The sequence below is a fragment of the Chryseobacterium camelliae genome, from assembly GCF_002770595.1.
Classification (GTDB): domain Bacteria; phylum Bacteroidota; class Bacteroidia; order Flavobacteriales; family Weeksellaceae; genus Chryseobacterium; species Chryseobacterium camelliae.
On the sequence record NZ_CP022986.1, the window covers coordinates 2,356,827 to 2,380,282 of the forward strand.

Consider the following 23,456-nt stretch of genomic DNA (forward strand, 5'->3'; position numbering starts at 1 on the left):
GTCAAACCTGATTCAATATTAAAATAATATTAAATATTCAATAAATCAGCATAATATTTAATATATCACAATACCTTTCACAAAATTTTAGAGATTAATACTTACATTTGCAGCCCTATTTTAGAGTATGAAAAAAATTCTATCTATTATTTTTGCCATTTTTTGCCTCTCTGCTCATGCACAAATGGATACCGAACACTGGTTTGCACCTATGGCGGCCAAATCCGGAACAGCCGGACTGCAAAGCTTCCTGTATCTGTCTACGAATGAAACCACCCCATTTCCGGTGCAGATTTACAATAACAATACTCTTTACAGTACGGTACAGGTAAGCAAAGGGAACCCGGTACAGGTAAGTATTCCTGCTTATTTTTTGCTGGCAACCAATCCGGGAGATCTGTTTACGCCCACCTCTATGGGAATGTATGTAAAAGGATCCAAGAAGTTTTTTGCCAACTACCGCTTTTCAGTGACCAACCACGCTGAAATCATTACTTCAAAGGGGCTGGCCGGGCTTGGGAAAAAGTTCTATGCTGCCATGGCACCCAATACAGGATCAGAATATTATGTCAATTCCACTATCGGAGTGACGGCAACTGAAGATAACACTTCCGTAGTGGTTTCAGGATATAATCCCAATGTCCTGTTTTCAGACGGGAGTTCCACCCCAACGAAGACGTTTACGTTAAACAAAGGGCAGTCATATATTATGGATGTCGTAAGCAATGACTCTTTTTATAATCTCGCCGGCCTGATAGGCGCTAAAATCGAGTCTGACAAACCTATTTCCGTAACCAACGGAAACTTCAACGGGATTTATACCAACCAGAATTTTACCAATAATGACATCTTGATGGATCAGGCCGTGCCTGTTGAAAGGCTCGGGAAAGATTTTGTAATGGTAAAAGGCAACGGGTCTGTTACTTCAGGAATGGAAACCGCCGTCATTGTTGCTACGGAAAACAATACCCAACTGGCATTTAACGGCAATGCTTCGACCATCAACCTGAATGCCGGACAGTACTATATGGTTCCAAGCGGCAATTACATCCCTCAGGGAAACGGTAATTACAACATGAATATTTCGGCCTCAAAAAATATTTATGTTTATCAATTGCTTGCCGGTGTATCTACAGGCAACGAATATCCTACCGGCGGCATGAACTTTATCCCGCCGCTCAGCTGCTTTATGCCTAATAAAATTGATGAAATAGGTTTTATCAACAAAATCGGGACAGCCACATTCAACACAAAGCTGAATATTATCACCCAGACCGGTGCAACGGTAACCCTGAACGGCAATCCGATAGCCGCCGCTAACGGACCGTATGCCGTAACAGGAAACCCGAACTGGGTTACTTATTCTGTTCCCAATATATCCGGAAATATTACGGTAAATTCCACTAAATCGGTAACTGCCGGAATTGCCGCGGGAAGCGGAGCAGTAGGATACGGCGGATATTTTGCTGGATTTTCCTCAGTTCCTGCCATTACCAAAACCGGTGACTGCTATGCAGGTATTCTTCTGCAGGTAGACAATACCTATGACGGTTACCAGTGGTACCTTAACGGGAATCCCATTCCGGGAGCCACTTCATTCTCTATTAATCCTGAACTGTACGGAGCAGGTACCTATACATGCCTTGTGACCAAGAACAACTGTGAATCCAGGATGACGAATCCTTATAGTTATACAGTATGCCCTCCCATTACGACAACAACGTATACGATCGGTTCATGCGGCAATAAAGTTATCTCACCGGCTTTCACCGGTTCTGTCCAGACCATTACTCCCGCGAATACAGCCATTATTTCTGCACCTGCCTCAGGAACAGCTGTAGTAAATCCTGTCAACGGACAAATTACTTATACACCTAACCCGGGGCTGACTTCAGATACAACTGACAGCTTTATTTATTATATACAGGGTAACGGAAATCCTTTTGATTTTGAGTATTACAAAATCATCATTAATGTAGATGTACTGCAGATCAACACAGGACTGTCGATGACTTCATGTTCGGCATCCAACGGTAATGGCACTTTCGATCTGACATCCTTAACCACCTCCCCTGATCAGGGTACCGTTACTACTTATTTTACCAATTCCAACCTTACAGGACCTATTGCGGCGCCTACGGCTTACAGCGGTCCTTCCGGGAGCATATATGCCAATGTAACATCCCAATACGGCTGCTCGAAAATGGCCCCGATTTCCCTTACGGCCAATCAGGGACCCAATGTGAACACTTCAGGTTTCAACGGTGTACTCTGTGATGATAATTTTGACGGGATCATCAGTGTTGATTTTGCTGCGGTTACGCCACAGATCGTTACCAATTCAGGTAATTTCACCGTCAGATATTACCTGAGCCAGACTGATGCCAATGCCGGCAATAATAACACCTTACCGGTGAACTGGACCTTTACCGGCAACACAACGGTTTATGTACGCGCAGACAGCAGCAATAACTGTCCTCCTGCTTTCGGGCAGATCAGCTTCAGCATGGGCAACAAGGTATCCCTGCTCACCAATACCATTACAACTGATGTGTGTGACAATGACCTGAACGGCTCTGAAAATATCAACCTCAACGATTATAAGAATTTAATCACTGCTAACCCTGCCGCAACTCTGACATTCTATTCCACGCTTGCAAATGCCCAGACAGGAACCAATGCAGTACCAGCCTTACAGGTTATCACTACTGCTTCTACTTTTTATATCAGGATAACGAGTACTTCTGAGTGTCCTAATACAGCAGCCATCACCATCAGCCTTAAAACGCCTAAAAAATCAGCCAAACTCCGGGATATAGTGGTATGTACCAATGAACAGGCAATACTGGATGCAGGAACCGGATTCACTTCCTATACATGGAGTACCGGTGCAACGACTCAGACTGTTACTGTAGGGGCAGGAAGCTATTATGTTGATCTAGGCTTTAACGGATGTGTATACCGGCAGCAGGTTACTGTAACAACGGCGCAGGCTCCGTCCATTACCAGAATTGACGTTTCAGGATTTAATGCGACCATATCTGTTTCCGGAGGGACTCCGCCGTACAGATATTCACTGAACGGCATAGATTATCAGGCTTCTAATGTATTGACCGGCTTATCACGGGGACTCCACACAGTGTATGTTTTAGGATCAGACGGATGCTCGCCGGTTACCAGGGAATTTCTGGTACTGAATTTAGTCAATGCCATTACTCCGAACGGAGACGGGATTAATGATGTTCTGAATTATTCGGATTTAAGAATCAAGCAGAGTGTATCCATTGAGGTAGCGGACCGTTATGGTGCCCCTGTCTACAAATCTTCAGACAGGAATTACGTATGGGATGGTAAATCTGGAGGAAGACCTTTGTCCACCGGGACCTATTGGTATATCCTGAAATGGATAGAGCCGGACACCAAATTGCCGGTTTCATATTCAGGCTGGATATTAATTAAAAATCGCGAATAATTTAATTTTTATTAACATATAATTAAAAATATTTCAAATATTATTTTAATTTTGTAGAAATCCTAATATTTCATTTCATGAAAAGATTTCTACTCAGCCTTATATTGATCTGTTTAGCCTTGCCTTTATTCGGGCAAAGGGATACAGAACACTGGATAGCTCCTTATTATGATTCATCGGGTGGATACACCAATGCTTTATATTTATCCACGGACTCCACTGTACCGGTAGAAGTAAAGATTTACAGCAATAATAATCAGATTGCTGCAGTAACCATCAGCAAGGGCAGCCCTGCAACATATACGGTTAATAACAATCTTATTCTCGCGTCCTCTTCTGCCGATGGACTTAGTGTCATAAATAAAGGGCTTTATCTTAACGCAGATAAACCTTTCTATTGCAGCCTGAGACTTGGACAGTTCTCACACGGAGAAATTATCACCAGTAAAGGTAAAGCAGGTATCGGCAAAGAATTCTATGTTGCGACCAGCCCAAATACCAGCACAAGTTCATTATACAACTTTACCGCCGGCGTTCTGGCAACAGAAGATAACACTTCCGTTACGGTAACGTGGAATAATTCCGGAGTAACTTTTTTCGGGGGTTCTCCGGGAGGAAATACCCAGACCTTTACACTGAATAAAGGACAGTCTTACCTGTTAGCAGGGTCTGGTACAGCGAGTGCCAATCTATCCGGATTCATGGGTGCTAAAATCGTAGCCACAAAGCCTGTATCGCTCACCAACGGAAGCTGCAACGGTAATTTCGGATTAGGTTCTTCAGGAGGGTCTGATGCAGTACTCGATCAGTCGGTACCTGTAGAACGCCTTGGGAATACTTTTGCCATGGTTAAAACCAAATCTACCGCACCCAGTGAAAATATGGAAGGAGGAATCATCATTGCTACAGAAGACAATACCCAGATATTCCTTAACGGATCCACTACTCCTATCACAACCATTAATGCAGGCCAGTTCTACAGGATTAACGAAACAAATTATATCACGCAGCCCGGACCGGGAACACATGCGAACATGTTTATTTCCACATCCCATAACGTGTACCTGTACCAGCTGGTTGCTGTAGGCACCAGTAATGCTACCTGCGGCTTCAACTATATTCCGCCCCTGAACTGTTTCTTACCGAGAAAAATTGATGAAATCGGAAAGATCAATGAAATGCCGGGTGTAACCAGCGCGATCAGCCTGAAACTGAATATCCTTACGGAAGCCGGTGCCTCGGTCCTGGTTAACGGGAATCCGCCAAGTGCTGCGGAAGGTCCTTATCCTTTAACCGGAAATACCCAATGGCAGACTTATGCCATCGAAGGAATCAGCGGAAATGTAACCATTACCTCCACCAAAGCTGTAACAGCAGGAATTAACGGAGGATACAGTACCGCGGGTTACGGAGGCTATTTTGCCGGATTCTCTTCCATTCCTGTTATTGCCAAGAAAAACGGAGAATGTATTCCGGGTATTACGCTGGAAGTGGATGACAGCTATGAAACCTATCAGTGGTTCCTGAACGGTGTTCCTATCAGCGGTGCCACCAATAATACTTATGCTCCTACTGTAGCAGGAAACTATACGGTGAAGGTAACCATGGGAACCTGCCCTCCTGTTACCACACCTATATACAAAGTATTTGCCTGTCTTAAGCAAACCACAACTTCTCTGAACGCATGTGCCACCAAGGTGATCAATCCGGCATTCTCTTATACTACAACACAGACTCCTGTTCCAGGAACCGTAACCATTATTACTTATCCTACTCATGGAACGGCTTCTATCAATACTGCAACCGGTGCTATCACCTACATCCCACAGGCCGGGTATTTAGGCGCTGATCAGATTGTATACAAATTCTGCGGTAACGCATCCGAATTCATAGAATGTGAGCAGGTGACCTTGAATCTGAATGTAGTCCCTTTTACCGTAACTGATGCAACAGTAAAAGCCTGTCAGTATAATGGAAATGCCTACTTTGACCTTACAGCAGCAGCGGTTACAACCTATACTCCAGTAACTAAAAAGTTTTATAAGACTCTCAATGATGTTACTGCATCCGTTGAAATCAACAATCCGGATAATTACTTTTCGGCAGAAGGCTCTGTTTATGTAAAAGTAACTACGAATGAAGGTTGTACCGGCATTGCCAAGATCACTCTTGCATTCCTGCCTGCACCTGTAGTATATGAAGCGACCCTGAATGAGTGTTTTGTGGAAAATAATGAAAACATGGCGGTATTCAATTTAACCACAGCCAATGTTACTGCAGAAACTCCTGTAACTAAAATGTTTTATCCGACATTCACTGACGCAAGCAACGGAACCAATGTTATCCTGAACAACTTTAACAGCTACCTGTCTACAGATGGCGTAGTCTATGCAAGGGTTTTCAATGCCAACGGATGTTATTCTATTGCGAAGATCAACCTTCATGTCATTCCTCCTAAAAGATCTCCTCTACTGGTAGACCAGTACATCTGTATTGATGACAGGACGACTATAGATGCAGGACCGGGTTACCAGTCGTATCAGTGGAGTACAGGAGCTACTACACAGTCCATTCAGGGAGTTCCTGTAGGGACCTATTGGGTTATCCTCAAAGATAACGGATGTTCCGTTAAACAGGTTGTCAATATCAAAAAAGCAGAGGATCCGGTGATCAAGGAAATCGAGATTGCCAACAATACGGCTACTGTAATAGTAACAGGCGGAAAAGCACCGTATAAATATTCCGTAGACAATATGACTACATGGCAGGAATCCAATGTTTTCACCGGGCTTAGCAGAGGGCAACATACGTTCCACGTTAAAGATGCTTACGACTGTACCACTCCGATTTCTGTGGAAATCACGGTACCTAACCTCATCAATGTCATTACTCCGAACGGAGATAACAAAAATGATTATATCGATTACAGCGAGCTTGGCTATAAAGAAAACCTTTCTTTTGTGATCTATGACCGTTACGGCAACAAAATATTTACAGGAGACCGGTTTAACAATTATACCTGGGATGGGAAGCATTTCGGGAAGAAAATTTCAACCGGAACCTACTGGTACCATATCAACTGGATTGAACCGAATAAGCAGAAGACGCCGGTAAAATATACCGGATGGATCATGGTGAAAAACATAGAATAATCCCATAACAATAAACCACGATTGGCATAATCGTGGTTTTTTATTATCAGCAGGTAAATAGCCATTATTAAATACTAAGCGCCATAAAAAACAATAGCATTCCGCCGTTCCTCTCATACCTGTCCATAAAACTACTGACCAATAACAGGTAATTAGGCTGGGATAAACATATATGGAAATCAAAGTAAGAAACAGCGATAAAATATATTTCTCCTATTTTCGAAAACCACTGTTTTTAAATGGTGGTTTTTTATTATTTTTCAATCAATTAAGAGTTTTTATTATTAAATTTGTGTCAAAAGCAGTTACTGAATGAAGAAAATTCTATCTTTTATATTCCTGGTTTTTATTTTCGCCTGTACTTTTGCGCAGCTGGACAGAGAACACTGGTTTGCACCCATGATAGACAGGACCACAGCAAATAATCCTTATCAGAAATTATATTTATCCACCAACAGGACAACACCGTTTCCGGTAAATATTTATAATAACAATACACTTATCGGCACAGTCATAATCAGCAAAAATAATCCGCAGAAATTTGATGTACTGAGAAGTTATATCATTACGACTTTACAGACGGACTTATTCACTCCAACAACAAAGGGATTATACCTCAAAGCAGAGTTCCCTTTTTATGCCAATCTCCGCTTTTCTGTTACGAACCATGCTGAAATCATAACCTCTAAAGGGATTCCTTCTACCGGTAAAAATTTTTATGTCGCGAGTGCACCCATCAGCGTCAGTAACCAGATCCTGAATTTTATGACCAGCGTGCTGGCAACCGAAGACAATACCACGGTAACCATAACCGGCTATAAAAATACCGTTCAGTTTTCCAATGGTACAACCGGAGCAACCAATCCCACGCTTACTTTTACTTTGAATAAAGGCCAGTCTTATATTATAGATGGCATCGGTAATATTGCAGGCAATTTTAACGGCTTTATCGGAGCGCATATTACTTCCACCAAGCCGGTCAATATCACCAACGGAAACTTTAATGGCCAGTATGCAGGAAATTTCCAGACCAATTCAGATATCCTGATGGACCAGTCGGTTCCTGTGGAAAGACTGGGAAATGAATTTGCCCTGGTAAAAGGAAACGGGAGTATAGGCTCCAATATGGAAGGTGCCATTATTATTGCTACAGAAGATAATACCCAAATATTCGTTAATAACGAAACTGCTGCTCTGGCTACTTTAAATACCGGCCAATATTTCGTTGTCCCGGATTCAAAATACCAGCTCCATGGCAGCAGCCATTATAACCTGTACATCAGGACCTCCAAAAATGCTTATGTATACCAGATCCTGGCAGGGGATTCTAATCCTACCAATGAAGTGGCCACCGGCGGATTTAATTTTATTCCGGCGCTTAACTGTTACCTTCCCAAGAAGATTGACGAATTGGGGCTGATCAATGAAAATTTTGTTTATTCCATCAATAATCCTTCCGGCGTCCTGAATATTCCAACAAAGCTGAACCTGATTACCGAAAGAGGAGCTGTAGTTACCGTAAACGGTGCTGTTCCGCCAGCCTCTACCGGGCCCTATGACATGACCGGGACCAACAATTGGGTTACCTATGGAATCCCCAATGTGACAGGTACACTGACGATTGCTTCCACAAAAGCAATTACAGCGGGCATTACGGCAGGAACGGATGCGGTAGGCTATGGCGGTTTTTTTGCCGGGTTCCCTACTCAGCCGGTTATCCTGAAATCCGGCGGGGATTGTGTTCCGGGAATTGTTCTTACAGCAGATCCCGTTATCTATGATACATATCAGTGGTATGTCAATAACACCCTGATACCGGGTGCAACCTCATCTTCCTATACCCCTACCCAATCCGGATATTACACCTGTTCGGTAACCATGGGAAGCTGTGCCCCGCTGGTCACTGAAAAATTCAAAGTATTAAACTGTACCAAACAGAGCACCGCTATTTATGATGTCTGTACTTCCAAAACCATAACCCCGGCGTTCAGCAGCTCAACACAGGCTCCGGTTCCTTCCACAGTTGCCATAACAACAGCTCCGACATCGGGGACTGCCACCGTAAATCCAACTACAGGAGTTATTACCTACACCGTAAATAACCCGGGAACCATCGGCACAGATACCTTCACCTACACTTTCTGCGGGAATAATATTGACTTTCCGGATTGTGAAACGGTTACTGTGAATATCAATATTCAGGTGCTTACCGTAACCAATGCTTCACTATCTGCCTGTACGGTAAACGGCCAGGGAACATTTAACCTGACTACAGCTACTGTTACGTCCGGCTCCGGGACTACCATTACCTACTACCCTACATTAACCGATGCACAGAACGAAAATCCTGCAGCCCTGATCACCAATCCCACAGCATATACAGCTGCAAACGGAACGATTGTATATGCAGTCGTAAAAAATAACCTGGGCTGTAAAAATATTGCCCAGATTACCCTGAACCTGTTTCCTCTCGCCGTAGTAACTGAAAATTATACAGGAGCATTCTGTGATGACAATCTTGACGGAACGGTGATCGTAACATTATCAGATATCACCGCTATTGTCCTGAACAATCCTTCATACTTCACAAATGTCAGGTATTATGCTAATCTCAGCGATGCTACAGCAGGAAATAACAATATTCTCCCCAATACCTGGAACTATACGGCAGCGACTACGATTTACATCCGTGTAGATTCTCCAGACGGATGTGCCCCTGTCATTAAACCGCTGAACTTTACCATCGGATCCAAGATTCCTTTACAAAAAACCTCTCTGTCCGTAAGCGTCTGCGATGATGATCTGGATGGCATAAAGCAGGTCAGCCTTTCGTCCTACATCAGCGAGTTCACTACAGACCCGGCAGTTACAGTGACCTATCACGGAAGCCTTCAGGATGCCCAGAATGATGTGAACCCATTGAATAATCCGATCAATCTCACAGGATCCCAGACAATATATGTAAGATTTGAGAAAAACGGGGTCTGCCCGAATATTGCCTCTATACATGTTACCATTAAAATTCCTAAAAAATCTGATCTTCTGACTGACCAGGTAATCTGCCCGAAAGCAAAGACCAACCTGGATGCCGGCCCTAATTTTGAAAGTTACACCTGGAGCACAGGAGCTACTTCACAATCCATTACCAATGTTCCTGCCGGAAACTACTGGGTAGACCTTACGTATCAGGGATGCGTATACCGGCAACATGTAACAGTTACCGAATCTCAGCTTCCGCTAATCACTTCTATAGAAATCAACGGCCAGGTGGTAACGGTAGGTGCAAGCGGCGGAAATCCTCCGTATGAATATTCACTGGACGGAATTACATGGCAGAGCTCCAATGTTTTCAATAATGTACCGAGAGGAAACCATACATTGTATGTAAGAGATTCCAAGCGCTGCCAGGATGTGACCCGGACCTTCGTGATCATTAACCTGATCAATACCATTACACCTAACGGAGACGGTACTAATGACGATATAGACTATTCAGCCCTGATGACGAATAAAAACCTTGAATTCAGGATCTTTGACCGCTACGGAGCTGAAGTTTTCAGGGGAGCGCCTTCCAACCGGTATACCTGGGACGGAAATATGGGCGGAAGGCCTGTAAGTACCGCTACATACTGGTATTTTATCAGCTGGACAGAGTTTGGAGGCGCCACTACTGTAAAATACAGCAGCTGGCTTCTGGTGAAACACAGATAAGCCTTATTGGTCGGGAATTTGCATCAAACCTGTACTAGCATAAATTCTCATAACATACATTAACATTTCTCTGAAAAGTTTAATATAATTTTAACCGTAATCAGGGTTTTTTCAAAGTATGATTTGACGGATTTCTGTGTAATTTTGCCACATTATATGAACAAGTGTATCACCCTATTGCTGCTGGTTTTTCTGATCAAAATCAATGCACAACAATTTTCCGGAGAAGTTTTTCTGAAGGACAATTCTGTATTCTATCTGAACCAGGTATATGTAACCAATCTTAACACCCAGAAAACTGTTCTGACGAATTATAATGGGAATTTTACCTTACAGGCTGCTCCCGGGGATATCATCCGTTTCACTTCCATTGTTACAGAAAGAAAAGATATAAAACTGTCTCCTCAGATGCTGGATCAGAGAAATCTGATCGAGCTGAAAATTGCCTATCATGACATTCAGGAAGTAGTCATCAGCAGGTTTAAACCTACCGGCAATCTCAGATATGATGTGAACGCACTGAAAAAAGAAGATAAAGGACTGGCCATTAAAAAAGTCATCGGGCTGCCGGAACCCAAAGGAGATGGTACGCCTCCACAACTGCCGGTGGCAGGGCTTAGGGATGGCGGCCTTACCTTCAGTCTGGAGAGCATCTATGATATTCTTTCAGGGGAAAGGAAGAAAAAACAGCGGTACATGGCTTATGAAAGGATGAACAGTTCGGTGACACAAATTAAAAATTATCTGGGCAAGGATTATTTTGTTAAGTTCAAGATACCGGAAAACCTTATTGATAATTTCCTGCAGTTTGTTTACACCTCGGAAAATATCGAACCGTATATCTCTGCAGGAAATTTTGAAGCTGTGAAAATTCCTATTGAAAAGTATGTGCCGATCTATCAGAGAAGGCTGAAAAACTCGCATCTTCAGGAAGTCATTACCAAACCATAATTTTTCCCACTTATGGGATTGATATTCTGATCGTTAATTTACCTTTCATTTGTTTGGTATAAAGATTATTTTTTTAAATTTGTTTCAACCGAATAGATTTAAAACTGTAATTGTTACTCTTGCTATTTTAAACTAAGGTCAAAAACACAAAGCTTTTTCATCTCTTAAAATTTGACCTGAATGAAAAAATTTATTTTAATTTTCAGCACAATACTATGTGCCGGTCTGTCTGCCCAGAAAAAGGGCAAAGACTACAGTGATATTCTGAAAAGTAAAAATATCTACGAAATCAATGCCTTTCTCAGGGATGCCCACCCTGATGATCCGCGCAGATCCGTCCTCAAGCCCCGGGTGATGGAAATGATGAAGGAGTACATCAAAGATGCCCTTCCCGGCGACCAGAAAGTCAAACAGATGCAGGAATGGCTGGCCATGCTGAAAAGGAGGCCGTCTACAAAAATTACTTTTGATGAGATGAATGCCATCATCCGGCAGAAGCAGATCGCCAAATACAAAGCTGAACTGGCAGCCAAACAGCCTACTGTAGCCTATACACCCAGCAATCCCAATAATGCCATTGTGACCGGCGCGGCAGCCACCGTTGCGGAAGCTATCCCTGATGCGGAAGCTGAAGAATTCAATATGCTAATGAGCGTTTCTCCGGTGGAACATAAAAATAAAACGGTTAAAATACTGAATTCCCTGTTCGACAATGACCCGATGAGTAAAGAGTGTATCGTTCTGATAGAAAATAAATCAGACTGCAATATTATTATGAGGCTGGAAAGTATCGGCACCATCAAATACAGACTTCCTATTCCTGCACGCAGCGATAATTCCATAGTAGTGCAAAAAGGTGACTATCTGTTTACCAGTATCGTATGCGGCTCTCAATATGCCTCACAGAAAACCATTCAGAAACCTGTTATGGTATCCCTCGGTATGTCGGCCTCCAAATGATCCTTGCACATTCCTGCTGACCATATATGCATAAATTTTAGTACTTTTGCAGGGTTTTTATAATATCATGGGAAAGAATAAATTAGCACGGTTTGCCGAAAACAAAATATTACCGAATGTCATCCAGCCTACACGGGAAGATGCTCTACAGGGATTTGACCTGAAGGGTAAATGGAGAACTGATTTTTTTAAGAATGACAATCCTATCGTCCTTGAACTGGGATGTGGGAAAGGAGAATATTCCGTGGGTTTGGCCAAAACCTTCCCTGAAAAGAATTTTATCGGTATAGATATTAAGGGGGCGAGGTTCTGGTTCGGAGCTAAAGAAGCAGTAGAAAACAATATGACCAATGTTGCATTTTTAAGGACGCAGATTGAGCTTGTAGATTATTTCTTCGCAGAAAACGAAGTGGATGAAATCTGGATTACATTCCCGGATCCACAGATCAAGTACAAACGTACCAAACACAGGCTTACGCACCCGGACTTTTTAGCACGGTACAAGAAATTCCTCAAACCTGGTGGAATCATCCACCTGAAGACAGACTCCGAATTCCTTCACGGTTATACGCTGGGATACCTGCAGGGCGCCGGGCATGAGATCATCACCGCTCACCATGATATTTACGGGGCTCCGGAATATGATCCGAACACAGAACACCTGAGAAACATCAGGACTTACTACGAAGAACTTTTCTCTGCCAAAGGCAAAACCATAACTTACATAAAATTCAGGATCCACTAATGAAATAACATTTGATGAAAACTATAATTTTAGTAGTCCTTATTTCTTTCCTGACAGCCTGTTCCCCTACCAAAACCAGAAAAGAAAGCGAGGATATTCTTACAACAACAGACATCAGCAGGATTGAAAAATACCTGGCATCCACCTATCCCGACGATCCCCGAAGAAGCGTCCTGAAGCCTAAACTCATTGCTTTAAAGAATGCAGCATGGACCAAAGGCAGTAAAGATGCCAAGCCTATGGAAGCCAGGCCGGTGATGTATGAAATCCCCGGCAATGCCATCAAGAATTCCGGTTCTGCGGAAGCAGAAGAGTTTAAACGCCTGATTGCATCAACCGGAGAAGGTCATACCGCTAAGACGCTTAAACTTCTCAATACTCTTTTTGATCAGGACATAAGCACTAAAGAAGTCATTATCCTGTTCAGGAACCAGTCGGACTGCAATATGATTTTAAGAATTCAGGGAAAGGATTTTTATAACCTGGCTGTTCCTGCAAAGGGTGATAATTTCATGGTCATCAATAAGGGAAATTATAAGCTTACCAGCAATGTATGCGATGTAGCATACTCTTCCAACAAAAATATTACGTCAAGCCTGTTCATTACCATCCAGAATCCCACACCATCTGCCAGCGGCTCTGCTGATATAAGAAAGTAAAAGCTTACATTTACCTGATAAAACAGGTTTATGAAAAAACATTTTAACCTTTGGCTTTGTGTAACTGCTGCTATGCTGATGTATAATTGTGGCAGCAATACCGCCCCGGTACGGACATATCCGGTAAGGAAACCGGTCACCAGGCCTTCTGCCAACGGAAGCAGCAACTCGCCTGCAGCACAAACGGAAAGGGAGTACCAGAACCTGAGCAAAACCTATAAGCCTGAAACAGCAGCTGTGCTCACAGATCTCCTTAATGATTCACCCAGCAGTACAACCGCATCTTTTACGGTTGAGAATAAATCCCGGTGCAATATGGTGCTGACCATCAGCGGAAACAATTACTTCAGGAAAGTTCCGATCGGTGCCGGAAAAATAGGAGCCGTTATCGTCCCTAAAAACCAGACCTATAATCTTTCAGGGATGGTCTGTGATGCTGTCTATCAGAAAACAAAAATGATTACAGGTTCATCCCACATTACAGTATCAAACTAAACCTATATACCGTGCTGATCCAGTGAAATATAGGCTGATGACATTATAAACACGGCTGATCTGCTATGAATGAACATAAAAAAACCGCTGAATTTTCATTCAGCGGTTTTAATATTTTAAAGAAAATCTTTACTTATTCAGCATCAAAGTCAGCATCTTTATCAGCAGATACTACTTCTCCTTCTTCTTTAGATTTTTCTTTATCAGCTTTTCTCTGAGACTGACCTTCTTTGATAGAATCTGAAACAATGTTTAAGATCATATCGATAGATTTTGAAGCATCATCGTTTCCTGGGATAACGAAATCAACTTTTCTTGGGTCAGAGTTTGTATCAACAATACCGAAAACAGGAATCCCTAATTTCTTAGCTTCTGTTACAGCGATATGTTCTCTCATGATATCTACTACAAAGATCGCAGAAGGAAGTCTCACCATGTCAGCGATAGAACCTAAGTTCTTCTCTAGGTTAGCTCTTTGTCTGTCTACCTGTAATCTTTCTTTTTTAGATAAAGTTTCGAACGTACCGTCTTTTTTCATTTTGTCGATAGAGTTCATCTTTTTAACAGCCTTTCTGATGGTAACGAAGTTCGTTAACATACCACCTGGCCATCTTTCTGTAATATAAGGCATATTAAGTTCAGAAGCGTGTTTTGCCACCACTTCTTTCGCCTGCTTTTTAGTAGCTACGAAAAGAACTTTTTTACCTGCAGAAGTTAATTTTTCTAAAGCGCTGCAAGCTTCATCCAATTTAACAGCTGTTTTATGTAAATCTACGATGTGAATACCATTTTTCTCCATGAAAATGTATGGAGCCATATTTGGGTTCCACTTTCTGGTCATGTGACCAAAGTGTACACCAGCCTCTAAAAGGTCTTTTACATTTGCTTTTGCCATGTCTTTGTTTTTTGTTAGTTTACTTTCCGTCTTTTAAACAATCAACAACTTCTTTAGATGGGAGAAGCGTTTGGATGCTAAACGTAACGGGCAATTGTTGCTTTAAGCTTCAGGCATTAAGCCGTAGGCTTTGAGCGAATTAAAAATTTTAATAAGTTTTTCAAAAAGCTTATTGCATATTGCTTTAAGCTTATCGCAATTCTTAACGTTTTGAGAATTGGAATCTCTTTCTCGCTTTTTTCTGACCTGGCTTCTTTCTTTCCACCATTCTAGCGTCTCTTGTAAGTAAACCAGCTGGCTTCAATGCTAATCTGAACTCAGCGTTGATTTCGCATAAAGCTCTTGAAATCCCTAATCTGATTGCTTCTGCCTGTCCTGTATTTCCACCACCGAATACATTTACGGTAACGTCATACTGACCAACAGTTTCAGAAAGGATAAATGGTTGGTTTAATTTGTAAACCATTACATCTGTAGAGAAGTATTCTTTAGCATCTTTACCGTTTACCGTAATGTTACCAGTTCCTGGCTTTACGTAAACTCTTGCTACAGAAGTTTTTCTTCTTCCGATTTTGTGAACTGTAGACATATTAATTATTTAAATTCGTTAACATTAATGGTTTTAGGCTGTTGAGCTTCATGTTTGTGCTCAGTCCCTTCATATAAGTAAAGGTTCTTCAGTAAAGCAGCTCCTAATCTGTTTTTAGGCAACATACCTTTTACAGATTTTTCAAGTACTTTTAAAGAATCTTTCTTTTGAAGTTCAGCCGCAGTCATAGACTTCTGTCCTCCAGGATATCCTGTATGCCAGATGTAAGTCTTGTCGTCCCACTTATTTCCGGAAAGGGTAACTTTCCCAGCGTTCAAAACGATAACGTTATCACCACAATCTACGTGAGGTGTAAAGTTTGTTTTGTGCTTACCTCTCAAAATCTTTGCAACCGTAGAAGCTAGTCTTCCTAACGGCTGTCCTTCAGCGTCTACCACAACCCATTCTTTATTCGCAGTAGCTTTGTTCGCTGAAACAGTTTTGTAACTTAATGTATTCACACGTTTTAGTTAAAGATTAAACATAATTTCCCCCTAAAAGGGTGTGCAAAGGTATGAATTATTTTTGTAACCAAAAAACTTATTTTATCTGTTGGCTGAGATAAGATGATATTTCGGCAGTCTTCAGGAAATATAAGTCTGCAGTTAAGTAGTATGCCATTCACAAGAAATTGTCCCTTTGATCTTATCGTTGTGCTTCATTAACAACATACAATAGTTAAGCCTTAGTTTCTAAGCGATTTGTTGCCCCTGAAACTGGCGATAAGATAATAGGCCACGAATACGGTAGAAAATTTCAGGATGGAAGGAATGGCCAGCTCAAGACTGAAGATAAGTGTGCCGATGAGTACCAGGACGGCCATAGCTGCGAAAGATAGTCCGAGTTTCTGGGGAAGGGTAAAAGCAGGGGTATCGAGATAATAAGCGATTCCCCAGGCAAAGCCAAAGGACAGTGCATAAAAAATATCCAGCTTAATATCCTCTGAACTGTAAAAGAAATAATTGATTAAAAAACTGATCACAGTTCCTATAGCAAAATACAATAACGCCTTTTTCATACCTATTGAATAGGATGCAAAAATAGATAAATTAATTCGAGAACAAATACCTGGAACAGATGGACCATGATATTAAAACGGATTTCATCTATGGTGTATTTCAGGTTTCTGTTTCTAACAAGTGTTTGTTAATGGGTGATCTATCCTAACTTATTATTTAATCAACCCATTATAAAACAATCTGTTAAATCCAAAACCGGGGTTGTTATTTTATTGTTATATTTGAGAATTCAGAAAATTTCTAGATTTTTTATGGAAACCCAAAAATATACTCCAAACAATAAAGTAAGAATTGTAACGGCTGCCTCGTTATTCGACGGCCATGATGCCGCGATTAATATTATGCGCCGCGTGATCCAGGGAACAGGCTGCGAAGTGATTCACCTCGGGCACGATAAATCTGCTGAGGAAGTAGTGAACACCGCCATACAGGAAGATGCCAATGCGATTGCCCTGACGTCCTATCAGGGAGGGCACAATGAATATTTCAAATACATCTACGACCTTTTAAGAGAGAAGAATTCACCGCAGATCAAGATTTTCGGCGGCGGTGGCGGAGTGATCCTTCCTGAAGAGATAAAAGAGCTGATGGATTACGGCATCGACAGGATTTATTCCCCGGATGACGGCCGTGAGCTGGGCCTGCAGGGAATGATCGACGATTTGGTCAACAGGTCAGATTTTGCCACCGGTAAGGAAGTAACAGCAGAAGACCTGAATTCCATCAGCTTTGAAAATCCAACGAGCATTGCTAAAATCATTTCAGCTGTAGAGAACTTCTCTGACGAAAAACCGGAACTGGTTAAAGCCATCGATGAGCAATCAAAAGATCTGAATATCCCGATCATCGGGATTACCGGCACCGGAGGTGCCGGAAAGTCTTCTTTGACGGATGAACTGGTACGACGTTTCCTACGCTCCAATACCGATAAAAAAATTGCCATTATTTCCATAGACCCTTCCAAAAAGAAAACAGGAGGTGCACTCTTAGGAGACCGGATCCGTATGAATGCAATCAACGACCCGAGGGTCTATATGCGTTCTATGGCCACCAGGGAAAACAACGTTTCCGTTTCCCCATTCATTCAGTCTGCTTTAAATGTCCTGAAACTGGCCCATCCGGATGTCATCATCCTGGAAACTTCAGGTATCGGACAATCGGGTTCGGAAGTTTCTGATTTTGCGGATGTTTCCATGTATGTCATGACCCCTGAATACGGAGCCTCTACCCAGCTCGAAAAAATCGACATGCTGGATTACGCAGATCTGGTCGCTTTGAATAAATCTGATAAAAGGGGGGCATTGGATGCCCTCCAGGCCGTAAGAAAACAGTTCCAGAGGAACCACCTGCTTTGGGAACAGCCATTGGATGAAATGCCGGTTTATGCGACCAAAGCTTCTCAGTTCAATGACCATGGAACAACGGAACTGTACAACAGGTTGGTTTCCAAAATCAATGATAAATTCAATGACTTGAACCTGAAAGCTTTTGCAGAGCAGGAAATCACGGAAGAAGTAACGATCATCCCACCGAAAAGGGTTCGTTATCTGTCTGAAATTGTAGAAAACAACAGGCAGTATGACGCTGCCGTTGAAAAGCAGGCGGAACTGGCCAGAACCATGTACCACATTGAAGGGGTAAAGAAAATCATATCCAATGAGGCTTTAGATGCTGAATACCAAAAGGCTGAAAAGGAACTCCAGCAGGAGAACATCGATTTCCTGAAGACCTGGGATGATACGAAAAAGGCTTTTCATGAGGAATTTTACTCTTATTATGTAAGAGGAAAAGAAATTAAAGTGGAAACCTCAACAGAATCCCTGTCACATCTTAGGATCCCTAAAATTGCCTTGCCGAAATACAATGACTGGGGCGATCTGATCAAATGGAAAGGTCAGGAAAACCTTCCGGGAGGATTTCCGTACACGGCAGGAATTTATCCGTTCAAAAGAACCGGAGAAGACCCGACCCGGATGTTTGCCGGGGAAGGCGGCCCTGAAAGAACCAACAGGAGATTCCATTATGTTTCTGCTGAAATGCCGGCCAAACGTCTTTCCACAGCATTCGATTCGGTAACTTTATATGGGCAGGACCCTGCCCTTCCGCCGGATATTTACGGTAAAATCGGAAATGCGGGAGTTTCCATTGCTACATTGGATGATGCGAAAAAGCTGTATTCCGGCTTCGACCTGGTGAATGCCCTGACTTCGGTCTCAATGACCATTAACGGTCCTGCCCCAATGTTGCTGGCGTTTTTCATGAACGCAGCCATCGATCAAAACGTAGAAAAATATATTGCAGAAAACGGACTCGAGTCCAAAGTTGAAGATGTTTTAAGAGCGAAATTCGACGATAAAGGATTGGCAAGGCCGAAATACAACGGGGAGCTTCCTCCTTCCAATAACGGTTTGGGGTTACAACTTTTAGGAATTACCGGAGATGAGATCATCCCGGCAGAAGCATATGCTGAAATCAAAGCCAAGACCATTGCTACGGTCCGCGGTACCGTTCAGGCAGATATTTTAAAGGAAGACCAGGCTCAGAATACCTGTATTTTCTCCACTGAATTTGCCCTGAGACTGATGGGTGACGTTCAGGAATATTTCATCAAAGAAAAAGTACGGAACTTCTACTCCGTTTCCATTTCGGGATATCACATTGCAGAAGCGGGCGCTAATCCGGTTTCCCAGCTGGCCTTTACCCTGGCCAACGGGTTTACTTATGTGGAATACTATCTTTCCAGAGGCATGGACATCAATGACTTTGCTCCTAACCTATCTTTCTTCTTCTCTAACGGAATCGATCCTGAATATTCTGTGATCGGCCGTGTAGCCAGAAGGATCTGGGCCAAAGCCATGAAGCTGAAGTATGGTGCCGATGAAAGAAGCCAGATGCTGAAATACCATATCCAGACTTCGGGACGTTCGCTTCACGCCCAGGAAATTGATTTCAACGATATCAGGACTACTTTGCAAGCTTTATATGCGATCTACGACAACTGTAATTCACTGCATACGAATGCCTATGACGAAGCTATCACGACACCTACGGAACAGTCTGTGAGAAGAGCCATGGCCATCCAGCTGATCATCAATAAAGAACTGGGGCTGGCCAAAAATGAAAACCCGCTTCAGGGATCATTCATCATTGAAGAATTAACAGACCTTGTTGAAGAAGCCGTATATGCCGAATTCGACCGTATTACGGAAAGAGGCGGCGTCCTGGGTGCCATGGAAACCATGTACCAGCGTTCCAAGATCCAGGAAGAATCCATGCATTACGAATGGCTGAAGCATACCGGAGAATATCCGATCATCGGGGTGAATACATTCTTAGGAAAAGACGGTTCACCTACGGTCCGCCCGGGAGAAGTGATCCGCTCCACCGAAGAAGAGAAGCAGTCACAGATCGAATCGCTTCACAACTTCCAGAATGCCAATTCCGGAAAATCTGAAGAGGCACTGAAAAGCCTTCAGTATGCCGCCATCAATCAGCAGAACCTGTTCGAAGTGATGATGGATGCTGTAAAATACTGTTCATTAGGTCAGATTACCAATGCGCTGTTTGAAGTGGGTGGTAAGTACAGGAGGAATATGTAATAGCCGGACAGGCTGATTTAAAAACAAACCTTCAAGGTTTTCAAAACCTTGAAGGTTTAAATAAACACTTTTATATTAAATACAGCACATAGCCATAAAAATATAAATCCTATTTTTATGTATATAAAAACCGCTAATCATTAAACTCAGCCAATATGAAGTATTCCTTAAAAAACATCCTGCTTTTCTGCAGTATGATCACCACAACTTTTTTTAATGCCCAGAAAAAAACCGAGGATTTTTCCATCAGCCTTCCTGACCAGAAACCTGAAAAAAGTTATTACAAAACCCTTCGGCTGATTGATGCCCGGACCGATACCACTTCATTGGGAATTGTTCAGAAAGGGGCATTTAATACCAAAGCAAAAGTAGTCCCTGCAACACCGCTTTCCGGACAGTTCCAGAATTTACTGAATCATCTGGACAACGGAACCGCCGAAGACGGAACAACTGTCATGTATTTAAAACAGCTGTATTTCGCAGAACTTACCGGAGCATTCAGCGAGCATGGTTACTGCTATTTTCAGGCCTACCTGTTTGCAAAAAATGATGACGGCACTTATTCATACCTGGACAAAATAGATTCTGTTATCGATCATTCCTCTATGGATGTCACCAAAGCCACCATGAAAAAGGGCAGCGATATGGTAAGCAACTTTATCAGCCGCAATATTTCAAAGAAAGCAGCATCAACGGATCAGTATTCTTTTGCCGATCTCAAAAACTTCGATAACATAGAAAAGCAGAAATTAAACCTGTACAGCGCTTCTGAACTTCAGGACGGGATCTACCCTGATTATGCTTCTTTCAGAGATCAGAAGCCAACGAAGCAACTTACCAATGTAAAATTTTACGGCAAATCGCCTAAGATCATCAAAATCTACGAGGCAGAAGAAGGAAAGGAAAAAGAAATCAGGAAAAATAATATTTATGCGATCGTATACAAAGGCAATCCTTATCTGCATCTTTCCATAGAAGACGCCTTTACGCCCGCAGAAAAAAAGGACGGAGATTTTTACTTTACCGGAAAAATAAAATCTACAGCGAAGACAGGAGATGTTGTACTGGCATCCGCATTTTTCGGAATTATCGGCGGTTTGATTGCTTCAGGCCCTTCTTCAACACTGTTCGAACAGAAACTGGATTATATGAACGGAGGTTTCATACCGCTCAGAGAAGTCAGTAATAAAAGGACTGCTCCCCAGCCATAAGTTTGAAAAAAGTTCACATGAAACCTAAAGCCGTTTTCAACTGGAGCAGCGGAAAAGATTCTGCCCTCGCTTTATACAAAACACTACAGGAAGACCGGTTGGAAATTTCTGCCCTGCTCACCAGCATCAACAAAGAATTCGGGCGGGTTTCCATGCACGGACTTCCGGTCTCCCTGCTGGAACGGCAGGCTGAAAGCTTAGCCTTTCCACTCATTAAAATGGAGCTCCCCAAAGAGCCATCCATGGAAGAATACCGGGATATTATGGATACCACCATGAACGAAATACGGAATATGGGAGTCACCCATTCGGTATTCGGGGATATTTTCCTGAAAGACCTCAGGAAATACCGGGAAAACCAGCTGCAGGCTGTAGGAATGCAGGCTGTTTTTCCACTCTGGAAACAGGACACAACCAGTCTGATCCAGGAATTTCTTGCGTTAGGCTTTAAAACCATTGTGACCTGTGTCAACGAAACCTATCTGGATCCGGGTTTTGCAGGAAGGATCATTGATCAGGATTTCCTGAAAGACCTCCCTGACCATGTTGATCCATGCGGAGAAAACGGAGAATTCCACACCTTTACTTTTGACGGCCCCATTTTTAAGAATCCTGTAGCATTTGATATAGGAGAAAGTGTCAGAAAAACCTATCCTAAACCAAAAGCTCATGAAGACGAAGAAGCCGGTGAATATGTTTTCTGGTTCTGTGATCTGATACAAAGTGATCCGGATAGTTTAGCTGATCTGAAATCTAAATGATGAGAAAAGCAGCTGGATAAAATGTTATAAAAGTCATTAACCATGTCTTTAAGGCATGCATCTTGCTGAAAGATCGAAAACACAACAATGAATAAAAGGTTATCCTTCTTTACCGCATGTATTATTCTGCTGAGCATTTTTATAGGTTGCCAACAGGAAACGAAAGCTGTCAACACTTATGATGCTGATAGAAAGCTCTTAATCGACAGTACGGTTACGGCCTTTGAAAAAAAACTCCTGAAAAACCAGATCGATTCTGTTTTTAAGCAGCATCAGTTTAACGGAAGTGTTGCCATTTTTAAAGATTCCGTTGAGCTTTACCGGAAGAATCAGGGCTTTTCGGATTTCAAACATAAAATAAAGATCGATGACGAGACCATTTTTGCCATAGGATCGGTCAGCAAGCAGTTTACGGCTGTCTTGATCCTGCTTCAGGCAGAGCAGGGCAAACTTAATGTCGAGGATAAGGTTTCAAAATATTTAACCGCTTTTCAAAATAAAGAATATGAAAATATCACCATTCATCAGCTTTTAAACCATACGTCCGGCCTGAATACCATGGGCGGGAAACTTCATTTCAAAAGCGGCGCCGGATTCCTGTACTCCAATGACGGATTTAATGCCCTGGGAAAAGTGGTGGAAAAGGTGACCGGAAACTCATATGACGAAAATATTTCCGGACTGTTTCAAAAAGCAGGCATGAGCCATTCTTCTACCGGAAGTTCATATAAAGATCTGGACGGAAACTTTGCCGGCGCCTATCTGGGTAACGGAAAAGTCGTTGAAAAAATACATCCTATGCCGGAACGGTTGGGCAGCAGAGAGATCGGTATTCCTGCGGGTGGCGTCCTGTCTACTGCTGATGATCTCCATCGTTGGAACAATGCTTTATATAGCGGGAAAATCCTCCGTCCCGAAACTCTGAAAATGTTAGTGGCTCAAAGTGCAGAAAGGCACCATGCTATTTTCGGGAAGATGGGTTATGGGTATGGAATTATGACCAATCCCGGTAAACCCGTTGCTTACTTTCACAGCGGTTATGTCAAAGGATCCCCTTCTTTAAACATTTTTTATCCCGGAACAAAAACTTCCGTCATCATCCTGTCAAACATTGCAGATGAAGGAAAGGGGAAAGGATTTACGTTCAGGCCTCATGTAGAAATTAAGAACATTACAGACGCTGTAGAAAACGCCATTTCGGAAATGAGCAACCATCAGCAGAGTCAAATGTAAATTT

General features: G+C 42.4%; 16 protein-coding genes. 12 read left to right on the forward strand and 4 right to left on the reverse strand.

Features of this window, described 5'->3' with window-relative positions; all coding sequences use genetic code 11:
* Positions 1–127 precede the first annotated feature (127 nt).
* From CGB83_RS10885 to CGB83_RS10920, 8 genes are all read left to right on the forward strand, one after another.
* A complete protein-coding gene (locus tag CGB83_RS10885; protein WP_100075790.1) occupies positions 128–3,472 on the forward strand; it encodes a T9SS type B sorting domain-containing protein in 3,345 nt (1,114 codons plus the stop codon).
* A gap of 77 nt (positions 3,473–3,549) precedes the next feature.
* Positions 3,550–6,624 (forward strand): T9SS type B sorting domain-containing protein, encoded by a 3,075-nt coding sequence (locus tag CGB83_RS10890; RefSeq protein WP_100075791.1) that lies wholly within the window; start codon positions 3,550–3,552, stop codon positions 6,622–6,624.
* A gap of 312 nt (positions 6,625–6,936) precedes the next feature.
* Positions 6,937–10,335: a T9SS type B sorting domain-containing protein gene (locus tag CGB83_RS10895; protein ID WP_100075792.1), complete on the forward strand. Its 3,399-nt coding sequence runs from the start codon at positions 6,937–6,939 to the stop codon at positions 10,333–10,335.
* A gap of 156 nt (positions 10,336–10,491) precedes the next feature.
* Positions 10,492–11,286, forward strand: coding sequence for a hypothetical protein (locus tag CGB83_RS10900; RefSeq protein ID WP_100075793.1), 795 nt, complete (start codon positions 10,492–10,494; stop codon positions 11,284–11,286).
* Between the two features lie 180 nt (positions 11,287–11,466).
* The gene (locus CGB83_RS10905) at positions 11,467–12,246 is read left to right on the forward strand and encodes a DUF6759 domain-containing protein (RefSeq protein WP_100075794.1); all 780 of its coding nucleotides are present in this window, start codon (positions 11,467–11,469) and stop codon (positions 12,244–12,246) included.
* Positions 12,247–12,313: 67 nt separating this feature from the next.
* Entirely contained in the window at positions 12,314–12,991 is a 678-nt protein-coding gene (gene trmB / locus CGB83_RS10910) for a tRNA (guanosine(46)-N7)-methyltransferase TrmB (protein ID WP_100075795.1), read from the forward strand.
* Positions 12,992–13,005: 14 nt separating this feature from the next.
* Entirely contained in the window at positions 13,006–13,650 is a 645-nt protein-coding gene (locus CGB83_RS10915; RefSeq protein ID WP_100075796.1) for a DUF6759 domain-containing protein, read from the forward strand.
* Positions 13,651–13,680: 30 nt separating this feature from the next.
* Positions 13,681–14,145, forward strand: a complete 465-nt coding sequence (locus tag CGB83_RS10920) for a DUF6759 domain-containing protein (protein ID WP_100075797.1) — start codon at positions 13,681–13,683, stop codon at positions 14,143–14,145.
* 133 nt (positions 14,146–14,278) lie between these two features.
* Here CGB83_RS10920 and rpsB read toward each other — a convergent pair whose 3' ends face one another.
* From rpsB to CGB83_RS10940, 4 genes are all read right to left on the reverse strand, one after another.
* Positions 14,279–15,040: a 30S ribosomal protein S2 gene (gene rpsB / locus CGB83_RS10925; RefSeq protein WP_100075798.1), complete on the reverse strand. Its 762-nt coding sequence runs from the start codon at positions 15,038–15,040 to the stop codon at positions 14,279–14,281.
* Positions 15,041–15,242: 202 nt separating this feature from the next.
* Entirely contained in the window at positions 15,243–15,629 is a 387-nt protein-coding gene (gene rpsI, locus CGB83_RS10930) for a 30S ribosomal protein S9 (protein WP_072883409.1), read from the reverse strand.
* Between the two features lie 5 nt (positions 15,630–15,634).
* Positions 15,635–16,090: a 50S ribosomal protein L13 gene (gene rplM / locus CGB83_RS10935; protein ID WP_100075799.1), complete on the reverse strand. Its 456-nt coding sequence runs from the start codon at positions 16,088–16,090 to the stop codon at positions 15,635–15,637.
* A 224-nt stretch (positions 16,091–16,314) separates the two neighbouring features.
* Positions 16,315–16,647, reverse strand: a complete 333-nt coding sequence (locus CGB83_RS10940) for a hypothetical protein (RefSeq protein WP_100075800.1) — start codon at positions 16,645–16,647, stop codon at positions 16,315–16,317.
* A gap of 252 nt (positions 16,648–16,899) precedes the next feature.
* On the opposite strand from CGB83_RS10940, the gene CGB83_RS10945 reads away from it, so the two are divergent.
* From CGB83_RS10945 to CGB83_RS10960, 4 genes are all read left to right on the forward strand, one after another.
* The gene (locus CGB83_RS10945) at positions 16,900–20,247 is read left to right on the forward strand and encodes a methylmalonyl-CoA mutase family protein (RefSeq protein ID WP_100075801.1); all 3,348 of its coding nucleotides are present in this window, start codon (positions 16,900–16,902) and stop codon (positions 20,245–20,247) included.
* A gap of 155 nt (positions 20,248–20,402) precedes the next feature.
* Positions 20,403–21,458 carry a hypothetical protein gene (locus CGB83_RS10950; protein ID WP_100075802.1) on the forward strand — a complete coding sequence of 352 codons (1,056 nt, stop codon included), beginning with the start codon at positions 20,403–20,405 and terminating at the stop codon, positions 21,456–21,458.
* 17 nt (positions 21,459–21,475) lie between these two features.
* Positions 21,476–22,219 carry a Dph6-related ATP pyrophosphatase gene (locus CGB83_RS10955; RefSeq protein WP_100075803.1) on the forward strand — a complete coding sequence of 248 codons (744 nt, stop codon included), beginning with the start codon at positions 21,476–21,478 and terminating at the stop codon, positions 22,217–22,219.
* A gap of 87 nt (positions 22,220–22,306) precedes the next feature.
* On the forward strand, positions 22,307–23,452 hold the full coding sequence (locus CGB83_RS10960; protein WP_100075804.1) for a serine hydrolase domain-containing protein: 1,146 nt from the start codon (positions 22,307–22,309) through the stop codon (positions 23,450–23,452).
* The last annotated feature ends 4 nt before the right edge of the window (positions 23,453–23,456 follow it).